This is a genomic window from Cryobacterium soli (assembly GCF_003611035.1).
Lineage (GTDB): Bacteria > Actinomycetota > Actinomycetes > Actinomycetales > Microbacteriaceae > Cryobacterium > Cryobacterium soli.
Window position 1 is genome coordinate 531,354 of sequence record NZ_CP030033.1, and the last position, 22,692, is coordinate 554,045.

The window sequence follows — 22,692 nt, forward strand, 5'->3', positions numbered from 1 at the left end:
GAGGAGGCCCCGCATGGATTCCCAGCCGGATTCCAGCACATCCGACACGTCGGCGTCGAAGGACGCGGCCAGGGTGACCATCGCCGACGTCGCCCGCCAGGCCGGTGTCAGCAAGGGACTGGTGTCGTTCGCCCTCAACGACCGGCCGGGCGTCTCCGCCGAGACCCGGGCCCGCATCCTCTCCGTTGCCGGGTTGCTCGGCTGGACACCGTCGCTCCGGGCCCGCTCGCTCTCCTCGCAGCGTTCCTTCGCCCTCGGCCTGGTCATCGCCAGGGACCCCGAGGTCCTCGGATCCGACCCGTTCTTCACCTCGTTCATCGCCGGCGTCGAAACCATCCTGGCCCCGGAGGGGCTGGCCCTGGTGCTCAGCGTCGTCCCCGACGAGAAGACCGAACTGGCCACGTACCGCACCCTCGTCGCCGACGGCCGGGTCGACGGCGTCTTCGTCAGCGACCTCCGCCAGGACGACGCGCGCATCCCCTGCCTGACCGAACTGGGCCTGCCGACCGTGACCCTGGGCCGGCCGGACCAGCCCAGCCCGTTTCCCTCGGTGTCCATCGACGACACCCAGGGCATCGCCGAGTCGGTGCGGCACCTCAGCACCCTCGGCCACCGCCGCATCGCGCACGTCGCCGGCAGTCCCGCCATGCTGCACGGGCGCCGGCGACGGGACGCGTTCACGCAGGCCATGCATGCCGCCGGGCTGGGCCAGGGGCAGATCGTCGAAACCGACTTCTCGATCGCGGCCGGTGCGGACGCCACCCGGAAACTGCTGCGCCAGCCCGAACCACCCACAGCCATCGTCTTCGCCAACGACCCGATGGCCATCGCCGGCATCGGTGTGGCGCAGGAGCTCGGCGTGCGGGTCCCCGACGACCTGTCCATCACCGGCTTCGACGACATCGAGTTCGCCCGCTATGTCTACCCGGCACTGACCACCGTCGGCGCCACCCCCATGGTCTGGGGTCGCGCCGCGGCGAGCACCCTGCTCGGCCTGATCCGGACCGGGAGCGCCGAGGATGTCGAGCTGCCCGCTGCCCGCCTGATCGTGCGGGGATCGGCATCCGCCCCACCGCCCTACTAGGGACGTGTCCCGCCGGACATGCCCCGCACTACCGTGCCGCAGCAGAGCCGCTGCGGATTCATGAATGGAGAATCGCATGCATACCCGCACCCGCATCACCAGCACGAACCGCCAGACCAGGCGGCGCAACGCCAGGTTCCTCGCCGCGGCAGCCACCTCCGCCGCCATGATCGTCGCCCTCGGCGCCTGCTCGAGCGGAGGCGCCTCCTCCGGCGGCTCGGGCTCGCGCGGAGACATCACCATCTGGTACTCCAACAACGAGACCGAGATCGCCTGGGGCAAGCAGATGGTCTCGGCCTGGAACGCCGACCACCCCGATGAGCAGGTCAAGGCCCAGGAGATCCCCGCCGGCAAGAGCAGCGAAGAGGTCATCGGAGCCGCCATCACGGCCGGCAACGCGCCCTGCCTGGTCTTCAACACCGCCCCGGTCGCGGTGCCGCAGTTCCAGAAGCAGGGTGGTCTGGTCGATCTGAGCAGCTTCGAGGACGGCGCCAGTTACATCGAGGAGCGCACCGGAGAGGCGTCGTCGCAGTACCAGGACGCCGACGGCGATTACTACCAGATGCCCTGGAAGTCGAACCCCGTCATGATCTTCTACAACAAGGACATGTTCGCCGCGGCCGGGCTCGACCCGGAGAACCCGCAGCTGTCCACCTACGACGACTTCCTCGCCACCTCGCGCACCCTCGTCGCCAGCGGCGCAGCACCCAACGCCATCTACCCGGCCCCCACCAGCCAGTTCTTCCAGAGCTGGTTCGACTTCTACCCGCTCTACGCGGCCGAGACCGGCGGCACGCAGCTCGTCGAGGACGGCGAGGCCACCTTCAACGACGCCGACGGCGCCGCGGTCGCCGAGTTCTGGAAGACCCTGTACTCAGAGGGGCTCGCCGGAAAGGAGCAGTACCAGGGTGACTCGTTCGCCGACGGCCAGGCGGCCATGTCGATCGTCGGACCGTGGGCGGTGTCCGTCTACAAGGATGCCGTGAACTGGGGTGCCGTTCCGGTTCCCACCAGTGCCGGCACCCCCGCCGACCAGACCTACACCTTCAGCGATGCCAAGAACGTGGGCATGTTCACCGCCTGCGAGAACCAGGCCACGGCCTGGGACGTGCTGAAGTTCGCCACCAGCGAGGAGCAGGACGGCCAACTTCTCGAACTGACCGGCCAGATGCCGCTGCGCGCCGACCTCACCACCGTGTACCCGGACTACTTCGCGGCCAACCCCGCGTACCAGCAGTTCGGTGACCAGGCGTCCCGTACGGTCGAGGTGCCCAGCGTCGCCAACTCGGTCGCCGTGTGGCAGGCCTTCCGTGACGCGTACACCAAGTCGGTGATCACCGGAGACGGTGATGTGGCCGGTTCCCTGGATGACGCGGCCACCAAGGTCAACGACCTGATCACGCAGCCGTAGGCATCATGTCCACCCTCACCCCGAAACGACCCCTCGCCGGGAGGCCCGCAAGACCTCCCGGCGGGGGCGCCCGCCCGCGCCGCCCGCGCCAGTGGCTGGGTAAGAACCCGTTCGGGCTCCTGCTCAGCGCACCGTACCTGATCTTCGTCCTCGCGGTCTTCGCCTATCCTCTGGTGTTCGCCTTCTGGATGTCGTTCCACGATTACTTCTTCGCCGCCCCCGGCGCCCAGGTCGACCGGCCATTCGTGGGGCTGGCCAACTTCCAGGAGGTGCTCAGCGATCCCGCCGTCATCCGGTCATTCGGCAACGTGGGGATCTTCCTGCTCATCAACGTGCCGCTCACCGTGGTTCTCTCCCTGGTCCTCGCCAGCGCCCTGAACAAGGCGGTGCGTTTCCGCACCTTCCTGCGGGTGTCGTACTACGTGCCGTACGTCACCGCATCCGTCGCCGTCGTGGGCGTGTGGATCTTCCTGTTCAGTGGCAACGGGCTGGTCAACCAGATCCTGGGCCCGCTTGCTCCCGACCCGGCCTGGCTGATCAACGAGCAGTGGGCCATGCCCACCATCGCCATCTTCGTGACCTGGAAGGGCCTGGGGTTCTTCATCCTGCTCTACCTGGCGGCGCTGCAGAACGTGTCAGAGGAGCTCTACGAGGCCGCGGCGACGGATGGTGCGGGCAAGATCCGCAGCTTCTTCTCGGTCACCGTGCCCGGTGTGCGCCCGGCGACGGTGCTCGTGCTGCTGCTGTCGACCGTGACCGGCGCCAACCTCTTCACCGAGCCGTACCTGCTCACCGGCGGCGGCGGCCCGAACGGCGCCTCCACCTCCCCCGTGCTGATCATGTACCAGCGCGGCATCGAACAGGGCTCGCCGGACACGGCGGCCGCGATCGGAGTGATCCTCGTGATCGGTGTCCTCATCCTCGCGTTCATCCAACGCAAGCTCGCCGGGGGTGACGAATCATGAGCCGCACACAGACCGAGAAGGTCACGGACGCTCCAGACCGTACCCACCGGGCGGACGGGATGAGCCGCGGCCAGAACATCCTGCGCGGCGTCGTGCTGCTGGTCGGCGCGCTGGTGTTCCTGTTCCCGTTCTACTACATGGTGATCGGATCGCTCCAGACCAAGCCGGACCCGACCATCGCGGGGGCCTTCCCCAACCCGGCCAACCTGACTCTCGACAACTACGCCGACATCAACGGCCGGATCAACCTGCTGCAGGGGCTGCTCAACTCGGGCATCTTCACCGGCGGCGTGATCCTGTGTACCGTCGTGTTCGGTGTCCTGGTCGGGTACGCCCTTGCGCAGTTGCAGTGGCGCGGCCGCGGAGTCACTTTCGCGCTGGCGCTGCTGGTGCAGGTGGTTCCGTTCCAGCTCCTGATGATCCCGCTCTACGTCATGATCGCCAGGGACTACGGCCTCGCCGACAACTACCTGGGCATGATCCTGCCGTTCGCCATCAACTCGACCGCGGTGATCATCTTCCGGCAGTACTTCCTGCAGATCCCCAAGGAACTCTTCGACGCGGCCCGTATCGACGGCGCCGGGGAGCTGCGGATCCTGCGCCGGATCGCGTTGCCGCTCGTGCGGCCGGCGCTGCTCACGGTGGTGCTGTTGACCTTCATCGGCCCGTGGAACGAGTTCCTCTGGCCGTTCCTGATCACCAAGGAAGCCTCGCTGCAACCGCTCGCCGTCTCGCTGGCGAACTACCTCAGCAATGTCGCCGCCACGGCGGCCAACCCCTTCGGAGCCATCCTGGCCGGTGCCTGTGTTCTGGCCGGCCCGGCGGTGCTCCTGTTCATCCTGTTCCAGCGTCACTTCGTCTCGAGCAATATCGGCTCGGGCGTGAAAGGTTAGCCATGCACACCGTCAGCACCGCATTCCCGTACACCCTCACCCGGATGGGCGTCATCATGACGCCGGAAGACGGCAATGAGCTCGAGGCCGAGGGCGTGCTCAACCCCGCGACCGGCCGCACCCCGGACGGCACCCTGTACCTGCTCCCCCGCCTGGTCGCCACCGGCAACGTCTCCAGGGTCGGACTGGCGCGCCTGATCATCGAGGACGGTGTGCCCACCGGCGTCGAACGCGAGGGTGTCGTCCTCGCCCCAGACCGTGGCTGGGAACGCGGCGCCAACAATGCCGGCGTGGAGGATCCGCGGGTGACCTTCGTGCCTCTGCTCGGTCTGCACGTGATGACCTACGTGGCCTACGGGCCGCTCGGTCCGCGCACCGCGGTGGCTGTGTCGGAGGACCTCCGCGAGTGGCGACGCCTGGGCCCGGCCCTGTTCGCCTACGATGACGCACTCGACATGGACCTCAACCTGTTCCACAACAAGGACACCGTCTTCTTTCCGGAGCCGGTGACCGCCCCGGACGGCGTGGCCAGCTTCGCGGTGCTGCACCGGCCCATGTGGGACCTGGGCGAGACCCGTCCGGGCGAGGGCATCCGGGTGCCGGCCGGAGTGACCGACCGGCGCCAGAGCATCTGGATCAGCTATGTCCCGGTGTCCGAGGTGCTGGCGGATGTCTCCGCCCTCACGATGTGGCGCGGGCACCGGTTCCTGGCCGGGCCGGAGTTCGCCTTCGAAGAACTGAAGATCGGCGGCGGCCCCGCTCCGCTGCGGGTGCCGGAGGGCTGGCTGCTGCTGCACCACGGTGTGACCGGGGTGATCAACAGCGCGTTCGACCAGCAGCAGAAGGTGAACTACGCCGCCGGAGCCATGATCCTGGACGCCGACGACCCCACGATCGTGCTCGCCCGCACCGAGGAACCGCTGCTGAAGGCCGAGACGCCCGATGAGACCAGCGGGATCGTGCCCAATGTGGTCTTCCCCACCGCTATCGAGGAGATCGAGGGTCAGCTCTACGTGTTCTACGGCATGGCCGACTCCAAGATCGGCGTGGCCCGGATGGACCGCCGCCCGCTCGACTGAGCATCCCCACCCAGAAGTGGACCCGAAGCGGACAATTGCACCCGGCGTACCAGGGGGCGCAGTTGTCCGCTTTGGTGACCAGTTGGGACGGGGCCGTCGGGGCGGGCGGTTACGGGGCGGGTGTCACCGGGGCAGGCAGGCCGAGGCTGGACCTGAGCTGGTCGGCGGCGGCCTCGTCGGACCTGCCGGCGGCCACATTCGCCTCGAGGTTGGCCTCGGTGACGGCCGTGAGGATCTCGGCCCGCTGGATGGAGATGCCGCGGGGGGCATCGACGCCGATGCGGATGCTGTCGCCGCGGACGTCGAGCACTGTGATGACGATATCGTCACCGATGAGGATCTTTTCCCCCTGTTTGCGCGTGAGAACCAGCATCCGGTCAGCTTATCGCGAACGGGTCGTCCGGCCCCTCTGGACGGCGCTGCGGGCGTGCCTCGGCGGGCGTACCTGGCCGGTCCTGGACCGTGGTCCTGGCCTGCTGTTGCGTGCCCACCGAGCCCGACGGAGATCGCTGGGCCGGCGCGATCCACCCGATCGGCAGGCCGAGCCGGCGCACCGTTCCCGGGGTGGCCGTGGACTCGGCGCCGACCACCGCAATGGCGTCGATGGCCACGGTGGCGCGCACGGCGCTCACCCATCGGGCGGTGTCGGCGGCCTTCCGCCCGGCGTGCACGACGGCCCAGGCCTGGTCCGCGCCGAGCACAGCCAGGGTGGCCACGTCGGCCCCCGACGCTCCGGGCGCATCATCGGGTCCGGTCGGCGCAAACGAACCGGGTGCCGGGCAGGCGACAAGGATGCTCCGCCCCTGCTCCACTCCCCTGGCCCGAGCGGCCAGAGCGCCGCGCCGGTCGACGATCCGGTCGCCCCCGGCGCTGATCGGCGCGCCTGGGCCTGTCGAGAGCAGCCGCACGACCTCGAGCACATCATCGGGCATCCCGACCAGCAGCACCAGGTCGCCCGGGCCGGCGAGCAGGGCCGGCGCCGAGACGCTGAGGTCGAGTGGGTGCTCCGGAGACTCGGCGTCAGCCGCAGCCGCAGCCATGCCTGTTCCGGTGCCGGGTGCGACGGTCGGGCCCGTCTGGCCCGGCCCGCCGCGGCCGGGCGAGGTCGCGAAGGTCAGGTCGTCCATCAGCCGGGCGAAGTCGGGCGTGCCGGTGGACACCGCCTCGGGCCGCCTCTCCCGCGCGGACGCGGCGCGGCGCGGCGCGGACTCTGCGGGCTGTGCGGGCTGTGCGGGCTGTGCGGGCTGTGCGGCAGGATCGACGTCCACGAGCCTCCCGGGCTCTCCCTGCTGTGCGGCACCGCTCGATGCGGCGCCCGCCCCGATCCCGATCAGCCCGGACTCGGCCGCATCGGCGTCGTCGAGCAGGGCCGCGATGCCCAGCCTGGTCGCGAGTTCGTCCCTGCCGCGGCGACGACGGACCGGCTCCGCCTCCACGAACACCTCGACGGGGACCTCGACCGTCACCTCCACGTGCCGTCTGGCGAAGTATCCGCGGATGCCGCCGACGGTGATCTGTTCCGCCCGCACGATGCGGGCATCCCGCCCGTGCTCGACCCGCACGCGTTCCCGTAACTCCGCCAGCGACGACCCCTCAAGCCGGAATCGTCGCGGTTCCACGGACCACCCCCACGGTTTCGATGGCCACGCGGGCCGAGGTGACCTCTTCGTAGGACAGCACGGGCAGGCCGCCGGCCTGCGCAGAGACCAGACGCCGGATGGCGGGGCGCAGGGCCGGCGCGCAGACCAGCACCGCCGTGCGGCCGCTGGCCTCGACGGTGGCGATGGCGCTCTGCAGCGAGCCGAGGATGGCGTCGATCCGCAGCGGGTCGAGGAGGATCTGGCTGCCCTGGTCGCTCGGCCGCATGCCCTCGAGCATGGACTGCTCGAGCCCCGGTTCGATCATGATCACCCTGAGCACCCCGCCGTCCATGTACAGGGCGGTGAGCGCGGGCCCGAGCGCCTGACGGGCTGCCTCGACCAGTCCCTCCTGGTCCACGGACACCTTGGCCCGCACCGACAGGGCCTCGTAGATGCGCGGCAGGTCGTTGATCGGGATCTGCTCGCCGAGCAGGCCCTGCAGCACCCGCTGCACCTCGGCCAGGGAGAGCAGGGCGGGCACCAGGTCGTCGACGGCGGAAGGACTCACCTGGCGGACACCATCCGTGAGCACACGCACGTCTTCGCGGGTGAGCAGCCGCGCGGCGTTGCCCGTGATGATCGAGGAGAGGTGGGTGACGAGCACCGACACCCGGTCGATCACGGTGGCGCCGGCCATCTCGGCCCGGGGGCGCATCTCGCTGGACACCCACTTGCCGGCCAGGCCGAAGACCGGTTCGACCGTCGTGGTGCCCGGCAGGGACTCCAGGTTGTCGCCGAGCGCGAGCACCTTGCCGGCCGGGGCGATGCCCCGTCCGGCCTCGACGCCCGAGATACGGATGGAGTACGTGGCCGGCGGCAGGTCGACGTTGTCCCTGGTGCGCACCGGGGGCACCACCATGCCCAGGTCGAGGGCGACCTTGCGGCGGAGCGCCCGCACCCGGGCGAGCAGGTCGTCGGATGCACCGGACACCAGGTCGACCAGGTCGGGGGCGAGCTGGATCTCCAGGGCGTGCACGCGCATCTGCTCGATGAGTTCCTCCGCGGTATCGGACCGGGGGGCGCGGCTCTCGACGGCCACGGCCGCCGCCGCGCCGGCCGTGGCCCTGGCCTCGTTGCCCTTGATGCGTTGGGCGAGCACGATGAGGCCGGCGCCGACGACGACGAACGGGATGATCGGCATGCCGGGGATGAGGGCCATCAGGATGGCGGCGGCGCCGGCGATCATCAGGGCCATGCGCGACTGGGTGAGCTGGGCGGACGCTGTGGCGCCGATGTCGGATTCGGCGTTGGACCTGGTGACGATCATGCCGGTGGAGACGGCCATCAGCAGCGCGGGGATCTGGGTGACCAGGCCGTCGCCGATGGTGAGCAGGGCGTAGGTGTTCAGCGCGTCGCCGATCTCCAGGCCCCGCTGCAGCATGCCGATCGCGATGCCGCCGATCAGGTTGATCACGATGATGATGATGCCGGCGATCGCGTCGCCCTTGACGAACTTGGAGGCGCCGTCCATGGCACCGTAGAAGTCGGCCTCGGCCGAGACCTCTGCACGGCGGTCCTTGGCCTGCACGTCGGTGATCAGGCCGGCGTTCAGGTCGGCGTCGATGGCCATCTGCTTGCCCGGCATGGCGTCGAGGGTGAACCGGGCGCCCACCTCCGCGACACGTTCGGCGCCCTTGGTCACCACGACGAACTGGATGACGACGAGGATCAGGAAGATCACCGCGCCGATGATGATCGAGCCGCCGACGGCCACATGCCCGAACGACGCGATCACCTGCCCGGCATAACCCTGGCCGAGCACGAGCCGGGTGGAGGCCACGTTGAGGCCCAGCCGGAACAGCGTGGCCACGAGCAGCAGCGACGGGAAGACCGAGAAGTCCAGCGGCTTCTTGACGAACATCGTGGTGAGCAGGGTCACCAGGGCCAGCAGGATGTTGACGATGATCAGGACGTCCAGGAGCACGGCAGGCACCGGGACCACCAGGAGCATGATGATGCCGACCACCCCGACCGGGACGGCGAGTTTCGCGAGGGTGCTGTTCACTTAAGTGGCCTCCGTGGTGCGGATACGCGTGGGCAGGGTCGACAGGTGCCTGGTGGGAGCGGACGGGGCGGGCGCGCCGCCGTGGCGGGCAGGCGGTGGCGGCGCCGGCGGGGTGGTCATGGTGTGCACGCCGGACCGGGAGCCGCGCGTCTTGAGCGCCAGCACGAAGGCGAGCACCCGGGCGACCGCGTTGTACAGCTCCACCGGGATCTCGTCGCCGAGCGCGCAGGCGCTGTGCAGCGCCCGGGTGAGCGGGATGTCCTTGACGATGGGCACGGCGTCGGTCTCCGCCTGCTCGCGGATGCGGGTGGCGATCACCCCGGCACCCGTGGCGACCACGCGGGGCGCCGACTTGCCCGGCTCATAGCGCAGGGCCACGGCGAAATGGGTGGGATTGATCAGCACCACATCGGCTGTGGCGACGGCCGCGATCATGCGGTTGCGGCTCATCGCCAGTTGCCGGGCCCGGCGCTGGGACCGGATCAGCGGGTCGCCCTCCGAGCTCTTGTGCTCGTCGGTGACCTCCTTCTTGGTCATCCGGGTACGTTTGCGGTTGCGCCTTAGCACCACGAACACGTCGGCGGCGGCGAGCACGAGACCGGCGATCACGGCCGACTGCACCAGCGCGGCGGTGCCGTCGGTGGCGGCCCCGATCAGCACGGTCACGGGCAGTCCCCCGGCCGTCATGAGCACGGGCGTCAGGCCCTGGATCACTGTGGTCAGCACCACACCGACGACGATGGTCTTCAGCAGCGCCTTCAGCCCCTGCCACAGGGCCTGGCTGCCGAAGGTGCGGGCCAGTCCGGTGACCGGGTTGAACTGGTCGTACTTGCCGGCGAGCTTCTTGATGTGGATGCCGCCCTGGGCGATCGACCCGGCCAGAACCGCCACGCACACCACGATCAACATCGGGGTGAGGATGCCGCCCATCGCGCCGAGTCCCTCGCCGAGCAGATCCAGCGCCCGTTGCGGGTCGGGGTTCTCGGCGACCGCGCGGATGTCGAACAGTTGCGTGCGCCCGGCGGCGGCGCCGGCCTCGATGGTGAGGGGCATCATCACCGCGGCCGCGCCGATGCCGACCCACGCCGTGAGGTCCTGGGAGCGGGAGAGCTGTCCCTTGGAGCGAACCTCGCGCATCCGCTTCTCTGTGGCCTGCTCGGTGCGTTCGCCCGAATCGCTCATCAGCGCACCCCCCACATGCTCGTGACGGCGTCGTCGGTGAGGGACGCGACAATGCCCGGGAGGGCCATGAAGCCTGCCGCGCCGAGGGTGAGGGTGATGAGGATCTTGAGCGGGAAGCCGAGGGCGAAGGCGTTGAGCGCGGGCGCCACCCGGGTGAGGAGTCCGAGGCCCGCGTCGGCGAGGAACAGCACCACGATGAGGGGGCCGGCGATCTGCACCGCGGCGAGGAGCATCTGGCCGACGGCCGCGGTGATCGTCTCCAACGGCACGGCGAGATCGATTCCGCCGCCGACCGGCAGGGCTGCGAACGACCGGGCGAGGCCGCCGAGGATGAGCTGGTACCCACCGGAGGCGAACAGGAGCGCCAGCGCGGTCATCTGGTACAGCCTGGTGAACTGGGCGCCGTTGACCATCGACTGCGGGTCGAAGCCCTGGGCCAGCTGGAAGCCGCCGAACAGGTCGATGAGGTTGCCGGCGGACTGGATGGCGGAGAAGACCACGAGCACCAGGAAACCCAGCACTCCACCCACGAGGATCTCGAGAAGTAGCGCGAGGATGAACCCGCCCGTGTCCGGCGAGGCATAGCCGGGCACCACGCGTGGGGCGACGGCCAGGGCCAGTCCCACGGCGAGCATGCCTTTGATGCGCAGCGGGAAGGCGTTGAAGGAGAACGGCGGCGCGATCACGAGGAACGCGACCATGCGCACGCCCGCGAGCATCACGGCTTCGAGCCAGGCGAAGTCCAGGGTGATGTCCACCTAGCCACCGCCGATGAGGCCGGGGATCTTGTCGAACAGATTGGTGGTGAACGAGACGATCTCCGAAATCATCCAGTGCCCGCAGATGAGCATGGCCACGCACACCGCGATGGCCTTGGGCACGAACGAGAGCGTCACCTCCTGGATCTGCGTGATCGACTGCACGAGGGAGATCGCGAAGCCGACCACCAGGGCGGTGATGAGGATGGGCGCGGAGAGCTTGGCGGCGACGACGATGGCCTGCAGCCCGATGTCGAGAACGGCGTTGGAGTCCATCAGCCACCCCGGTAACTGTTGACCAGGGTCGTGATGATCAGGCCCCAGCCGTCGACGAGGATGAAGAGCAGGATCTTGAACGGCAGGGAGATCATCACGGGCGGCAGCATCATCATGCCCATCGACATCAGCGCCGCGGACACCACGAGGTCGATGACCAGGAACGGGATGAAGATCACGAAGCCGATGATGAACGCGGCCCGGAGTTCGGAAATCATGAACGCCGGGATGAGGGTGAGCAGCGATACCGCGGCGGTGTTCGCCGGGTTGGGCTGGTCGGAGGCGCGCACCATCAGGGCGAGGTCCTCCTGCCTGGTGTGCGCGAGCATGAAGGTGCGCAGTGGCTCCGACCCTGTCGTCACGGCGTCGTCGAAGGTCATGGTGCCGTTGAGGTAGGGCTGCAGGGCATCCGTGTTGATGTCGGTGAGCACGGGCGCCATGATGAACAGCGACAGGAACAGCGCGAGGCCGGCCAGCACCTGGTTCGGCGGGATCGACGGCAGCGCGAGGGCGTTGCGGGTCATCGCCAGCACCACGAAGATCTTGGTGAACGACGTCATCATGAGCAGCAGCGCGGGGGCCACCGACAGCAGCGTGATGCCGATCAGGGTCACGATGGCCGAGGAGGGGGCGCCGTCGGGACCGTTGATCTCCACCGTGAGTCCGGTGCCCGGGGTGGCCGCCGGCGTGGCCACAGGGGTGGGCGTCGCCGGATCGGTGGGCGCGATCGGTTCGGCAGGTACCGCCAGGGCGTTGCTGTGGCGGGTCGTGCTTTCGGCAGCGTGTCCTGCCGAGGACACCAGCATCATCAGGGCGGCCACGATGACGAGGATGAGGGCGGCCGCGACGCCGAGGCGGGCGAGCCGTCGGCGCCGCTCGCTGACCACCGCGCGCGGGCGCGACGGTCCGCGGGCCGGGCCACGTGCCAACCCACGAACCTGACCAGGGACCAGCCCGGCGCCTGCCGGGAGCGGCGAAGCGTGATTCACCGGCCGTGCCGGAGCAGGGCGGCGGTCTGTTGCCAGGTCGACGGGGACAGGATGGAGCCGCCCAGCCGCCCGGTCGCGCTGCGGTCGCGGCGCGGCCGGAAGGTCAGCGGCGGACCGTCGAGCGGCTCCGCCTCGGCCTCGCCGGACGCGACGGGGCTCTCCGCCCGCAGCGGCACGAGCACCGGCGGCACGAGCGTGGGGCCGCCGGAGGCCGCGTGGAGGGACCGGGCGAAGGCGGCCGAGCGGTCATCCGGGGTCTGGTGCCCCGTCCGGTGGGCCTCGGGTTCGGCCTCGCCGCCGTGCAGCACGTTGATGGACTGCTCGGTGACGCCGAGCACGAACCGGCGGCCGTCGACATCCACCACCACCACGGATGCCTTCTGGCCGAGCCCCTGACGGCCCACGATAGTGACGACATTGGCCGTGCGCTTGCCCGGGCCCCTGGACAGGCGTCGTTGCAGCACCCAGAGCAGCCCGAGCACGACGGCCAGGGACAGCACCACCCTGAGGGCGACGACGACGGTGTCCACCTAGCTCAGGCTCTCGGCGACGTCGAGGATCTCGGTGATGCGCACCGCGTAGTCCTGATCGACCACGACGATCTCGCCGTGGGCGATGAGCCGGCCGTTGAGCAGGATGTCCGCGGGCGAGCCCACCGAGCGATCCAACTCCACGACCGCGCCGGGTTCGAGGGCCAGCACGTCGCGGACCGTCATGCGGGTGCGGCCGATCTCCACGGTGAGGGCCATCTCCACGCTGTTGATCCGGCCCAGGTTGCCGACGGCGCTGTCGCTCCGCGCGGCGGGACTGCCGTTCCGGCGCAGGCGGATCGCGAACCAGCCCACGGTCTCGCCGTCACCGACGAGGTCGAAGACCACGGTCTCCGGATCGAGCAGCAGGGCGGACGCGTCGTCGACGCGGGCGTCGCCGAGCACGCCGAGTCCGAGGACTCCCGCGGCACGCTCGAGGGCCGGGCGCACGATGTCGTCACGCGACACCATGCCGCCGTCGTCGCCGGCCGCTGCGTCGAGCGATGCCGGGTCGGCGAGCACAACGGCGAGGTCGGCCGAGGTGGCACCGACGAAGGCCGCGACCACGGCACCGTCGGCGCGGCTCAGGGCCGCCGCCGCGGAACCCGGCTGCGCGGCGAGCAGGGTGGGCGTGGGCAGCACCGTGAGCAGGGCGTCGACCGCTGCCAGCGCGGTGCTGTCGGTGAGACGGGGCTGGGCGGGCTCGCCGGCCGGGGCTGCGTACGGCTGCTGCGCGGGGCTGTGAAGCGTCATGGCGTGGTGTCCTCGGTGTCGATGATGATGCACGCCAGCCGGGACCCGGTGGAACCGACGGCGGCGCGCGCGAGTGGGCGGCCGTCCACCACCAAGTCGAGCGGCCGATGGGTCGGGTGCGGGATGGCCAGGATGTCGCCGACGGCGAGAGCCAGGATGGCGCTCGGCTTGACGCGCGCGTGAGCGAGACGCACTGACACGTCGACGGGCACCCAGCTCAGTTGGGCGCGGAGCAGGTCGGCCGCCGGGGTGGGCGGCAGCACCGGCCCCGGCTCACCGAGCTGCGGAAGCAGTGCCTCGGCCGGCAGGGCGAGGGTCGCGGTGGTGGTGCTCTCACCGACCCGGATGGTGAAACTCGCCACGATCATGAGGTCGGCCGTGGCGGCGGCCTGAGCGAACTGCGAGTTGTACTGGATGGCACCGACCGCGATGGGCAGGGTGAGGAGGGCGCCGAGCGAGTACCGCAGGTCTTCGAGGGCATCCTCCATCAGCCGACGCACGAGGGCCTGTTCGATCTGCGTGAACGGTCGTTCGGGCGGGGCCGGCAGGCCGGTCCCGCCGAGCATGTGGGTGACCCAGGACAGTGCGGCCGCCGAGGGGAACTGGATGACGGCCGCAGCCTCCAGACTCCCGACCGCGCAGAGCACCATTGTCGTCGTTGCCGGCAGCGAGGCGGCGTACTCGTCGTAACCGCGCATCAGCACCTGCTCACACGTGACCTGCGAGATCACCCGCACCTGCGCGGTCAGCTGGGTGCCCCACTGCCGGGCGAAGGTCTCGAAGGCCAGCTCGAGGACCCGGGCATGGTCGCGGGCCAGCGTCGTCGGTCGGCTGAAGTCATAGACCTCAACCGTGCGCGCCGGTTTTCCGGGCACGACCGTGCTGATGTGTTCCTGGACCGTCACGACTGGAACTATCGACCGTGCGCGAACGGATGTTAGCGGCGTCGCCGGATCCGCTCGACTCGATTCTGCGTCCGTGCCGCGGCTGTCAGTGCCCGGTGTCCGTCACCGGGTTCCCGTGCGAGGTGCCGGCAGGGTCGCTGCCGCCGGGCGCGACATCCGCGGCACCGGCGGGTGCGGGGTCGGCCGGAGCGGGGTCGTCCGGAGCGGGAGCGTCCGGCACCGCAGTGCCGTCGAGGACCGACGGGATCAGCGCCCGCACGCTGTCCGGCTGGTTCGAGAGCAGCACCACATCGACCCGCCGATTGCGGGCCATCGCGGCCAGGTCGTCGCCGGTGTCGACCGGCCGCGCCGAACCGTACCCCACGGCCCCGATCCGTTCCTGGGCCACACCGGTGCGCTCCACCAGGTGGCGCAGGACCTGGGTGGCGCGGGCGCTGGAGAGTTCCCAGTCGGTCGGATAGTTGATCGTCACGCCATGTCGGTCGGCGTGCCCCTCCACCGACACCTGCCGGCCGGTGCCCGCCAGGATCGGGCCGATGGTGTTGAGGACCGAGACCGCCTGTGCGCTCAGAGTGGCCACATTGGGTTCGAAGAACGTCTCCGACCCGACCAGGCCCACCGAGAGTCCCCGTTCGTCGATGGTGTACTCCACCAGAGTGTTGAGGCCGACCGCGGTGAGGGCGGTGTCCATGGCCTCCTCCACGGCGGTCAGGTCGTCGACTTCGGCTATCGCGAGTTCGAGGTCGGTGAGCCCGATGTCCTGGTTGTCGGCAGGAGTGTCGACCAGGTCGGGCGGCACCACGATGCCCTCCGCGGTGTCGACCGCACCCACGTCAACGGATCCGAAACCGGTGGCCAGGGAGTTCTTCAGCTGCACGAACTTGGCCTGATCGACCGTCGACATGGCGAAGAGAACGATGAACATGCACATCAGCACGGTGACCATGTCCATGTAGGAGGCCATCCACCGTTCGTCGACGTGCTCTTCGTGCTCCTCTTCCAGGCCGCGGCGGCGCCCCCGGCCGTGACCGCTCACGCAGCCTTCTTGAGCGGCTTGACCGCCTCAGACGGCTTGCCCTGCTTGACGCCTTTCCCCGCCTTCGCGGAGGCGAGGGGCACCATGGCCTGGAGCCGTTCGCCGAGAAGCCGTGGCTGGCTGCCGGCCTGCACGGCGAGAGCACCCTCCATGAGCAGGGTCATCCGCTCGGCCTCGATGTCGGAGAGGCGCTTGAGCCGGTTGCCGATCGGGAGCCACAGGAAATTCGCGGTGAGCAGCCCCCACAGGGTCGCCACGAACGCTGCCGCGATCATGGGGCCCAGAGTGGAGGGCGTGTCCAGATTCTCCAGCACGTGGGTGAGGGAGATCACGGTGCCGATGATGCCGACTGTGGGTGCGTACCCGCCGAGGGTGGTGAAGAACTTGGCGGCCGTTCGGCTCGCCTTGGTACGGGTGGCGATCTCGTCTTCGAGCAGGATGCGCAGCTCGTCACCGTCGGTGCCGTCGGCGATGTTCTGCAGGGCGCCGCGGAGGAACGGGTCCGAGATGTTGTCCGCCTCCTGCTCGAGGGCGAGCAGCCCCGAACTCCGAGCCTTCTCGGCCAGGCCGACCACCTGGTCGATGAGTTTCTGCGGCGGCGTGGTCCGTCCCAGGAAGGCCCCGGGAAGCGCCTTCACCGCATGGATGGTGTCGCGTAAGGTACCCCCGGCGATGCCGACGGCGATGGTGGCACCGAAGACCAGCACCATGGGTGCCGGCAGGAGGATCGCGGTGATCTGCGATCCCTCGATGGTGATCATCGCCAACAGGGCGCCGAACGCCAGGACGATACCGATCAGTGTTGCGGGATCCATCTACATTCTCCGGGGGCGCAAGGGGACAACGGCGTCCGGGCGGGTGTCGGGGTCGGCCGCACTGTGGTCGTCGTCGCTGCCGTTTCCGGAGCTGTAGGCCAGGTTGATCACGTGCGCCCGATAGGCGGCGATCTTCTCGATGACCTCGGCGAGGCTCTCCGTGACGATGAACTTGGCCCCGTCGACCATCACGAGGGTGGTGTCAGGATTCACGTGTATGCGCTCGATCAGGTCGGGGTTGATCGCGAACTGACTGTCGTTCAGCCTGGTTACAACGATCATGGACCCGTCCCTGGTTCCCGGACGGCTCCAGTAGCCGTCAGCGACCACTGTCGGCCGACGGGTGCATTAGGTTAGCTGCCGCCCGCCCTCGCGCTCCTCCGGCGATCTTCGTCAGCCGGTGCCGGGCCCCTTTGTCAGCCGGTGCCGGGCCGATTCCGGCTCTCCCTCCCCAGGGATGCACAACTCCTGCAAGTCCCGACAGGTCACCGAGTCGGCCCCGGAGTACAGCGGGCGGCTGGCTCAGCGGGAGGAAGGAGTTATGCACACTCTCGGCAAGCAGCAACGGCGCGCCCGGCGCGGGAGGCGTTCTCCAAGCCAGCACTGGGATCCGGGGCAGAAAAAACTTATCCACAAAGTGAATTTTGCTCACACAGGGATGCGATATCGGGCTACATTCGGGGCATGGCAATCCAGTCGAGCATCGCAGACACGTTCACCGTCGGGACCTCCCCCGACGGTGCTCTCAGTGCCGGCGAGGATGCTGCTGAGGGGCCCGCCGAACGCGATGCTGCGGATGCTACTGACGAGGGTGCTGCGGGCGGTGCTGACGGGGCTGTCAATGCTGCTGGTGACGGCGGCGACGGCCTCGTGGTCGCGGCGGCGAATGTGGCCCGGTTGGGCTGCTCGAGTGCCGACTACGACGCCCTGTCGGATGCCGACGTGTTGGCCGGGCAGCAGACCCTCGCCCGCGCCCAACGCGAGTTGGATACCCGGAAGGCGTGGATGGCGAAGACCCTCGCTCACCGGTCCCGGTGGGAGTTGGGCCAGGCGGGCTTGGCGAAGAAGCAGGGCTTCCTCTCCCCCGAAGCCCTGATCCAGGAGCTCACCGGCACGAGCAAGGTCGAGTCCCGCAAACTCGTCGGCGTCGGCCAGATGCTCGCCGAGGCCGAAGCGGCCGAGATACAGGCCGCCGAAGCCGAAGCTGAGGCAGCCCGCCGGCTGGTCGACACGGCCCTCGACCCCGACGCCGCTGACCCTGCGGACGCCGAACCGGCCGCTCCCCTGCTGCCGGCGCCGTGGCACGCGCCGATCAGCCGCGCGGTGAACGCCGGCACCCTCTCAATCGACGCCGCCCACGCGATCCGCACCGGCCTGGGCGACATCGACACCGTCGTCACCGCACCGGTCCTCGCCGACGCCCTGGAGGGGTTACTCGCCGACGCCGGGACGATGAACGTGGACCAACTCCTCAAACGCGCCCGGCAGACCCGCGACAGCCTCGACGAAGCCGGCATCCGGGTGCGGGAACAGAAAGCCTGGGACGACCGCTACCTGCGCATCTGGACCCTGAACACCGGCCAGGTGCGGGTCGACGGATTGTTCCCACCGGAACAGGGCGAATTCATCAAGGCCACCTTCGACAGCCTCACCAGCCCCCGCCGCGGCGGCGTGCGCTTCGTCGACACCGAACGCGCCGCCTGGGCCAGACGCGTCCAGGACGACCCCCGCAGCACCGAGCAGATCACCTGCGACGGCTTCTTCGACCTGATCGAGGCCGGCACCACCATCAACCCGAACGAGATGCTCGGCGGCCGCCGCCCCACCGTGCAGATCCTCACCACCCGCGCCCCCGCAGCCCGCCCCGCAGCCACAGAAACCCCGGCCGGCGGGACCTCAGCCAGTTCACCGCCCGCACCAAACGGGACCGCCGAGTCGCCCACGTCCACCCGGCCCACCGGATACACCGGGTCCACCGGATCCACCGGATCCACCGTGTCCAAAGGGTCCACCGGGCAGCCTCGACCACCCGGGATGGCGGAATCCACCGGGCCCTGCCCGCCGGACAGCCCGTTCCCGCCGGGATTCCTCCGCGACGCCGACAACATCCTGGTCTGCGAACCCGGACAACCCGGCCACGGCTACCTCGAAGGCAACACCGCACCCGTCTCCCAAGAAACCATCGAACGCCTCATCTGCGACTCGGCCACCATCGAGATCACCGTCGACGATCTGGGCCGGCCCCTGAACGTCGGCCACGAACAACGCCTCTTCAACCGGGCCCAACGCCGCGCCCTCGCCGCCCGCGACGGCGGCTGCCGCTGGCCCGGCTGCGACCGACCACCCGCCTTCACCGAAGCCCACCACATCCAACACTGGAAACGCGACCACGGCCGCACCGACATCAACCAGGGCATCCTGCTCTGCCACGCCCACCACATGCTGCTCCACAACCAAGGCTGGCAAATCCTCGAGAACACCGGCACCTACTGGCTGCGCCCACCCGCCACCATCGACCCCGGCCAAACACTCATCGAGATGCCCAGCCACACCCCGCCGGGCACCACCTGACCCACGCTGGGTCGCGACCACACGCTGATCGAGCTTGTCGAGATTTCGCCCGCCTGTGCACTTTCGCGAGCATCGTCACCAGGTCTACTTCGACAAGCTCAGCACGGCGTCGACACGCTCGACCAGCAGGGTGGCACCACACCTCGAACGCGGCATGCGAGTACCCCTCCGGTACCGGAGAGGCGCCCGCATGCCTGAGAGTCAGCGCTTGAGGTTGGTGAGCTCCTGCAGCACCTCATCCGAGGTGGTGATGATGCGGGCATTCGCCTGAAAGCCGCGCTGCGCGACGATGAGATTGGTGAATTCCTGCGAGAGGTCCACGTTCGACATCTCGAGCGCCCCTCCGATGAGCGACCCCAGCCCGGTCGAACCCGGGGCACCGATCTCGGCGGTACCGGAGTTGAACGTGGCCTGGTACCCGTTGGATCCGGTCTTCTCAAGCCCACCCGGGTTGGTGAATGTGGCCAGGGCAATGCGGCCGAGGGCCTTCTGCTCGCCGTTGCTGAACAGGCCGATGAGAGTGCCGTCCTTGCCGAACGAGTAGGACTCGAGCGATCCGGGTGCGCTGCCGGTCTTGGATGCGACCTCAGCCGTGCTGAGGCCCGCCAGGCCGGTGAGCGCGGCCATGCTCACCCGTATGCCACCGATGACAAGGTCGGGCCCGGCAGTGAGCTTGCCATCAGTGAACGCCAAAGTCGTCGAACCGGTTGCCGACCCGGGCGCCGTGCCGTCGACTCCGGTGACAGCCCAGCCGCCCGAGGCCGCGCCCGTGCGCGTGAAGGTGAGCGACACCGTGCGAGCCGCCCCAGACGCGTCGTAGACCTTGATGTCACGCAGGACTGAGGTGCCCACTGCAGCATCCGAGGGCAGGTTCCCACCCATCGCCGCGGATGTGGTTGCCGTGCCCGCGATGACCGCGTTCTGCGGCAGGGTGATGTCGCTGAGGGCGCCGCCCTCGTTGATGACGCCGTCCACCGCAGCCCAGCCCTGCACGATTGCACCTGACGGCGTCACCAGCCGCCCGGCCGAATCGAAGTCGAAGGTGCCGGCCCGGCTGTACACGGCTTGGCCGCCTTCCTTGGTGACGAAGAAGCCGTCGCCGGCGATGAGCATGTCACCGGCCTTACCGGTCGTCTGCGAGGAACCCTGGGTGAAGTTGGTCGAGATACCGGCGACCTGCACACCGAGGCCCACCTGGGCCGGGTTGGTGCCGCCGGCCTCGGTGGTCGGCCCTCCGGCGCCCTGGGTCAGCTGAGAGAGCGTGTCCTGGAACTGTGTTGCCGACGCCTTGAACGCCGTCGTGTTGACGTTGGCGATGTTGTTGCCGGTGACGTCGAGCATGGTCTGGTGGGCACGGAGCCCGGAGATGCCGGAGTAGAGGGAGCGAAGCATGGGTGCTTCCTTTCGAGAGTTCGTGCAGACGGATGGTGGTGGGTGCGGTGTTGTCGGCCGACGGCGGAATCGGGGCCGAACCGCACGGGGTCGAATCGGCCGTGCGAGCGGCCGGGGGCGGTGCCGCCTCACCCCGTCGGGGCGGTCACCCCCGAGATGGCATCGAGGGCGACGCTGGCCTTGCCGACGGTGACCTGGGGCACCGGGCCTGCAAACGACACGGCCGTCACAAGCCCGGAGACGCTCAGGCCCTTAGCATCCGTGTATGTGACGTTCTGGCCTACGAGAGCCGCAGCGGAGGTGCGCATCTGCAGCGAGAAGTTCTCGTCCGAGGTGGTGGACAGGGCGGTGATCTTCTCCATCATGGCCAGCTGGGTGGTCTGCGAGATCATCTGGTTGGTGTCCATGGGCGAGCTTGGATCCTGGTTGCGCAGCTGGGTGACCAGGAGCGACATGAAGGCCTCGGAGTCCAGAGTCTGTTTGGGCGCACGCACCGGCGCGGTGGCGTACATGCTGGCTTTGGAGGCAGAGCCGGTGGCGTTGGGAGTGGCGGCGGCCACCGTTCCTACGGCGTCGACGGTCATGAGATCTCGTTTCTCGGGAGCTGCGTGGATGTGGATATGGATGAGTACGTGGACGAGGAGTAAGACTGATGAGAGCCTGGCGTCACGCCGCGCGGCGGATCAGGCGAGAACATCGACACGTCCCCTCTGCGACCGGACGCCGGCATCGTCGGCTGAGCCGCCGGCCACGTCTGCGGATGCCAGGACGGAAGATCTGAGCCAGGGATCCGGAACCGCGGTTCTCGGCCGCTCATGAGGCCTGCCGGCATCTGCGCCATGGCCCGGGTTTCCCTGCCCGGCAGCGGCGCGATCCTGCGCGCCGGACTGGCCAGGGTCTCCCGGCTGGCTGCGGCTGGACAGGTCGAGGCTGGCCGGAAGCCCGCCGCCGGCGAGATCGCGGCGCAGGTCGGGCAGGATGAGGCGCAGCGCCTCGCGGGCCGCGTCGGTGGGCGCGAAAAGTTCCAGTCGCATACTGCCGGCGCTGATCTGTGCGCGCACCAGGACCGGCCCCAGGTCGTCTGGAGTCACGCTGATTGACAGTGTGTGCTCCCCCGCGCCCGCAGCCGCCAGGGTGAACAGCGGACGGACCACCTGCGCGGCCAGGGGCGTCGGTGTACTGGCCGGCCAAGCGATTGTCGGGGAGACCGCAGCGGGTGCGGACGCCCCCACGACGGTACCCGGGACCGTGGAGCCCATCGATACGGCCGGATCCAGGGCGGTGGGGTCCCGTATGACCACGGCCACCGCGGATGCGTCGGGTGCAGTCGCGGGTGCAGCACCGCTCCGGCCGTCCCGCGCTGCGGCCGCGGCGACAATTGTGCCGGCGGAGGCTGTGGAGGCGGCGGAGGAGGCGGAGGTCGTGGTGGTGGCGGAAGTACCGGCCGCGATCCTGGCGTCAGAGCCCATCCCGGCAACGGCCTCCACCAGGCCGGAATCGCCGAGCGCTGCGACCGCGAAGTTCGCGGCGCCGCTCTGAGCGCCGGCCCGGGCGGCGCCGAGTGGGGCAGCACCGAGCGGGGCAGTGACGACTGGGGCCGTGATTGCTGAAACCGTGGCGCTCGGAGGTGCGCTGTTCATGCCCGCGCCGCCCGGGGCCGAACCGCCCAGGGCCGCACTTTTCAGGGTTGCACCGCTCGGGTCGGCACCACTCGGGTCGGCACCGCCCGGGTCGGCACCGCTCGGCTCGGCAACGCTGAGGTCGGCACCACTCGGGTCGGCACCGCTCGGGTCGGCACCGCTCAGAGCCGCTCCGGTCCAGAGGAAACCGGACTTCTCGGCCCCGAAGAATGCGGCGCCGCCCTGGCCAGAGCCGCCCAGAGCTGCGTCGCCGTGGACAGCGCCGCTCCCGTCGGCGACCGACTGAGAGGCACCGATCGGGGCTGCGAAGGTGGGGACGGTCTCGGCCGTCGCCGCGCCACCACCGGTGTCGCCCTGGGCAGCGCCGCCTGGGGCGCTGCTCGCCGAAGCCCCGTCGGGCCGGACGCCGCCGGGCTCCGTCAGGCTGCCGATCTGCGTGGGGCCGGCGGGCTGCGGGAGACCAGCGTCGGTGGCGCTGGTCTGGACACCGGCTGACCCGGCACTCCCGCCCACCGTGGCTGCCTCGGCCGGGGCCTTCGCCGACGCGATGTTGCCCGTCTGTGCAGCACCGAGATCCCCCGCGGTGGCTGGAGCTCCGCCGACGCGAGGTGAGGAGGTGTGAGCTGCCTCATTGTGGACCGCGCCGGCGCGAGTAGCTGCGGCCTCGGCACCGCTCGACACGGTTACGCCTGCCTGGGCTGTACCCGCCGCATCTGCTGCGGTTGCGGGGGCCTCCGCTGCTGCAGCTGCCGAGACGGTTGTCGCGCT

General features: G+C 69.6%; 22 protein-coding genes. 6 read left to right on the plus strand and 16 right to left on the minus strand.

The features are described from left to right. The first annotated feature begins 13 nt into the window (after positions 1 to 13). The 5 genes from DOE79_RS02505 (at position 14) to DOE79_RS02525 (ending at position 5,432) form a co-directional block, all read left to right on the plus strand. Positions 14 to 1,084, plus strand: coding sequence for a LacI family DNA-binding transcriptional regulator (locus DOE79_RS02505; protein ID WP_120337135.1), 1,071 nt, complete (start codon positions 14 to 16; stop codon positions 1,082 to 1,084). Positions 1,085 to 1,160: 76 nt separating this feature from the next. Further along, entirely contained in the window at positions 1,161 to 2,495 is a 1,335-nt protein-coding gene (locus tag DOE79_RS02510; protein ID WP_120337136.1) for an extracellular solute-binding protein, read from the plus strand. A 5-nt stretch (positions 2,496 to 2,500) separates the two neighbouring features. Continuing rightward, positions 2,501 to 3,460 carry a carbohydrate ABC transporter permease gene (locus DOE79_RS02515; protein WP_120337137.1) on the plus strand — a complete coding sequence of 320 codons (960 nt, stop codon included), beginning with the start codon at positions 2,501 to 2,503 and terminating at the stop codon, positions 3,458 to 3,460. A gap of 59 nt (positions 3,461 to 3,519) precedes the next feature. After that, positions 3,520 to 4,353: a carbohydrate ABC transporter permease gene (locus DOE79_RS02520; protein ID WP_066599395.1), complete on the plus strand. Its 834-nt coding sequence runs from the start codon at positions 3,520 to 3,522 to the stop codon at positions 4,351 to 4,353. A gap of 2 nt (positions 4,354 to 4,355) precedes the next feature. Further along, complete coding sequence (locus DOE79_RS02525; protein WP_120337138.1) at positions 4,356 to 5,432, plus strand: glycoside hydrolase family 130 protein; 1,077 nt, start codon at positions 4,356 to 4,358, stop codon at positions 5,430 to 5,432. A gap of 109 nt (positions 5,433 to 5,541) precedes the next feature. Here DOE79_RS02525 and csrA read toward each other — a convergent pair whose 3' ends face one another. The 13 genes from csrA to DOE79_RS02590 all read right to left on the minus strand — a co-directional run bounded on the left by csrA (position 5,542) and on the right by DOE79_RS02590 (position 16,603). Further along, positions 5,542 to 5,805, minus strand: a complete 264-nt coding sequence (gene csrA, locus DOE79_RS02530; protein WP_120337139.1) for a carbon storage regulator CsrA — start codon at positions 5,803 to 5,805, stop codon at positions 5,542 to 5,544. A gap of 4 nt (positions 5,806 to 5,809) precedes the next feature. Further along, on the minus strand, positions 5,810 to 7,051 hold the full coding sequence (locus DOE79_RS02535; RefSeq protein ID WP_162942571.1) for a hypothetical protein: 1,242 nt from the start codon (positions 7,049 to 7,051) through the stop codon (positions 5,810 to 5,812). Next, the gene (locus tag DOE79_RS02540; RefSeq protein ID WP_245977275.1) at positions 7,026 to 9,023 is read right to left on the minus strand and encodes a flagellar biosynthesis protein FlhA; all 1,998 of its coding nucleotides are present in this window, start codon (positions 9,021 to 9,023) and stop codon (positions 7,026 to 7,028) included. The genes DOE79_RS02535 and DOE79_RS02540 overlap by 26 nt, the downstream gene beginning before the upstream one ends. Positions 9,024 to 9,077: 54 nt before the next feature. Continuing rightward, entirely contained in the window at positions 9,078 to 10,259 is a 1,182-nt protein-coding gene (locus DOE79_RS02545) for an EscU/YscU/HrcU family type III secretion system export apparatus switch protein (RefSeq protein WP_120340109.1), read from the minus strand. Beyond that, positions 10,259 to 11,017 (minus strand): flagellar biosynthetic protein FliR, encoded by a 759-nt coding sequence (locus DOE79_RS02550; RefSeq protein ID WP_120337142.1) that lies wholly within the window; start codon positions 11,015 to 11,017, stop codon positions 10,259 to 10,261. Before DOE79_RS02550 ends, DOE79_RS02545 begins: the two co-directional genes overlap by 1 nt. After that, positions 11,018 to 11,293 (minus strand): flagellar biosynthesis protein FliQ, encoded by a 276-nt coding sequence (fliQ, locus tag DOE79_RS02555; RefSeq protein ID WP_066595006.1) that lies wholly within the window; start codon positions 11,291 to 11,293, stop codon positions 11,018 to 11,020. After that, complete coding sequence (gene fliP / locus DOE79_RS02560; protein ID WP_245977079.1) at positions 11,293 to 12,222, minus strand: flagellar type III secretion system pore protein FliP; 930 nt, start codon at positions 12,220 to 12,222, stop codon at positions 11,293 to 11,295. The genes fliQ and fliP overlap by 1 nt, the downstream gene beginning before the upstream one ends. A gap of 56 nt (positions 12,223 to 12,278) precedes the next feature. Beyond that, positions 12,279 to 12,812 (minus strand): flagellar biosynthetic protein FliO, encoded by a 534-nt coding sequence (gene fliO, locus DOE79_RS02565; RefSeq protein ID WP_120337143.1) that lies wholly within the window; start codon positions 12,810 to 12,812, stop codon positions 12,279 to 12,281. Further along, complete coding sequence (fliN, locus tag DOE79_RS02570) at positions 12,813 to 13,565, minus strand: flagellar motor switch protein FliN (protein WP_120337144.1); 753 nt, start codon at positions 13,563 to 13,565, stop codon at positions 12,813 to 12,815. Continuing rightward, the gene (locus DOE79_RS02575) at positions 13,562 to 14,470 is read right to left on the minus strand and encodes a flagellar motor switch protein FliM (protein WP_245977080.1); all 909 of its coding nucleotides are present in this window, start codon (positions 14,468 to 14,470) and stop codon (positions 13,562 to 13,564) included. Before DOE79_RS02575 ends, fliN begins: the two co-directional genes overlap by 4 nt. A gap of 85 nt (positions 14,471 to 14,555) precedes the next feature. Then, a complete protein-coding gene (locus DOE79_RS02580; RefSeq protein ID WP_181445848.1) occupies positions 14,556 to 15,506 on the minus strand; it encodes a flagellar motor protein MotB in 951 nt (316 codons plus the stop codon). Further along, the gene (locus tag DOE79_RS02585) at positions 15,503 to 16,321 is read right to left on the minus strand and encodes a motility protein A (protein WP_120337145.1); all 819 of its coding nucleotides are present in this window, start codon (positions 16,319 to 16,321) and stop codon (positions 15,503 to 15,505) included. The genes DOE79_RS02580 and DOE79_RS02585 overlap by 4 nt, the downstream gene beginning before the upstream one ends. After that, complete coding sequence (locus DOE79_RS02590; RefSeq protein WP_120337146.1) at positions 16,322 to 16,603, minus strand: flagellar FlbD family protein; 282 nt, start codon at positions 16,601 to 16,603, stop codon at positions 16,322 to 16,324. A 402-nt stretch (positions 16,604 to 17,005) separates the two neighbouring features. On the opposite strand from DOE79_RS02590, the gene DOE79_RS21010 reads away from it, so the two are divergent. Beyond that, on the plus strand, positions 17,006 to 18,892 hold the full coding sequence (locus DOE79_RS21010; protein ID WP_120337147.1) for an HNH endonuclease signature motif containing protein: 1,887 nt from the start codon (positions 17,006 to 17,008) through the stop codon (positions 18,890 to 18,892). Positions 18,893 to 19,093: 201 nt separating this feature from the next. On the opposite strand, the gene DOE79_RS02600 is transcribed toward DOE79_RS21010, so the two are convergent. The 3 genes from DOE79_RS02600 to DOE79_RS02610 form a co-directional block, all read right to left on the minus strand. Continuing rightward, a complete protein-coding gene (locus DOE79_RS02600; protein ID WP_120337148.1) occupies positions 19,094 to 20,284 on the minus strand; it encodes a flagellar hook protein FlgE in 1,191 nt (396 codons plus the stop codon). A gap of 128 nt (positions 20,285 to 20,412) precedes the next feature. Beyond that, positions 20,413 to 20,868 (minus strand): flagellar hook assembly protein FlgD, encoded by a 456-nt coding sequence (locus tag DOE79_RS02605; RefSeq protein WP_120337149.1) that lies wholly within the window; start codon positions 20,866 to 20,868, stop codon positions 20,413 to 20,415. A gap of 99 nt (positions 20,869 to 20,967) precedes the next feature. Beyond that, on the minus strand, positions 20,968 to 22,605 hold the full coding sequence (locus tag DOE79_RS02610; RefSeq protein WP_162942572.1) for a flagellar hook-length control protein FliK: 1,638 nt from the start codon (positions 22,603 to 22,605) through the stop codon (positions 20,968 to 20,970). Between the last annotated feature and the right edge of the window lie 87 nt (positions 22,606 to 22,692).

Bases quoted from the DNA above. Each gene is read 5' to 3' on its own strand.
- fliQ (WP_066595006.1), bottom strand. From the start codon at position 11,293: ATGGACTCCAACGCCGTTCTCGACATCGGGCTGCAGGCCATCGTCGTC.
- DOE79_RS02585 (WP_120337145.1), bottom strand. From the start codon at position 16,321: ATGGATCCCGCAACACTGATCGGTATCGTCCTGGCGTTCGGCGCCCTG.
- DOE79_RS02590 (WP_120337146.1), bottom strand. From the start codon at position 16,603: ATGATCGTTGTAACCAGGCTGAACGACAGTCAGTTCGCGATCAACCCC.
- DOE79_RS02505 (WP_120337135.1), top strand. From the start codon at position 14: ATGGATTCCCAGCCGGATTCCAGCACATCCGACACGTCGGCGTCGAAG.
- DOE79_RS02510 (WP_120337136.1), top strand. From the start codon at position 1,161: ATGCATACCCGCACCCGCATCACCAGCACGAACCGCCAGACCAGGCGG.
- fliN (WP_120337144.1), bottom strand. From the start codon at position 13,565: ATGACGCTTCACAGCCCCGCGCAGCAGCCGTACGCAGCCCCGGCCGGC.
- DOE79_RS02515 (WP_120337137.1), top strand. From the start codon at position 2,501: ATGTCCACCCTCACCCCGAAACGACCCCTCGCCGGGAGGCCCGCAAGA.
- DOE79_RS02605 (WP_120337149.1), bottom strand. From the start codon at position 20,868: ATGACCGTCGACGCCGTAGGAACGGTGGCCGCCGCCACTCCCAACGCC.
- DOE79_RS02545 (WP_120340109.1), bottom strand. From the start codon at position 10,259: ATGAGCGATTCGGGCGAACGCACCGAGCAGGCCACAGAGAAGCGGATG.
- csrA (WP_120337139.1), bottom strand. From the start codon at position 5,805: ATGCTGGTTCTCACGCGCAAACAGGGGGAAAAGATCCTCATCGGTGAC.
- DOE79_RS21010 (WP_120337147.1), top strand. From the start codon at position 17,006: ATGGCAATCCAGTCGAGCATCGCAGACACGTTCACCGTCGGGACCTCC.
- DOE79_RS02525 (WP_120337138.1), top strand. From the start codon at position 4,356: ATGCACACCGTCAGCACCGCATTCCCGTACACCCTCACCCGGATGGGC.
- DOE79_RS02600 (WP_120337148.1), bottom strand. From the start codon at position 20,284: ATGCTTCGCTCCCTCTACTCCGGCATCTCCGGGCTCCGTGCCCACCAG.
- DOE79_RS02520 (WP_066599395.1), top strand. From the start codon at position 3,520: ATGAGCCGCGGCCAGAACATCCTGCGCGGCGTCGTGCTGCTGGTCGGC.
- DOE79_RS02540 (WP_245977275.1), bottom strand. From the start codon at position 9,023: ATGCTCCTGGTGGTCCCGGTGCCTGCCGTGCTCCTGGACGTCCTGATC.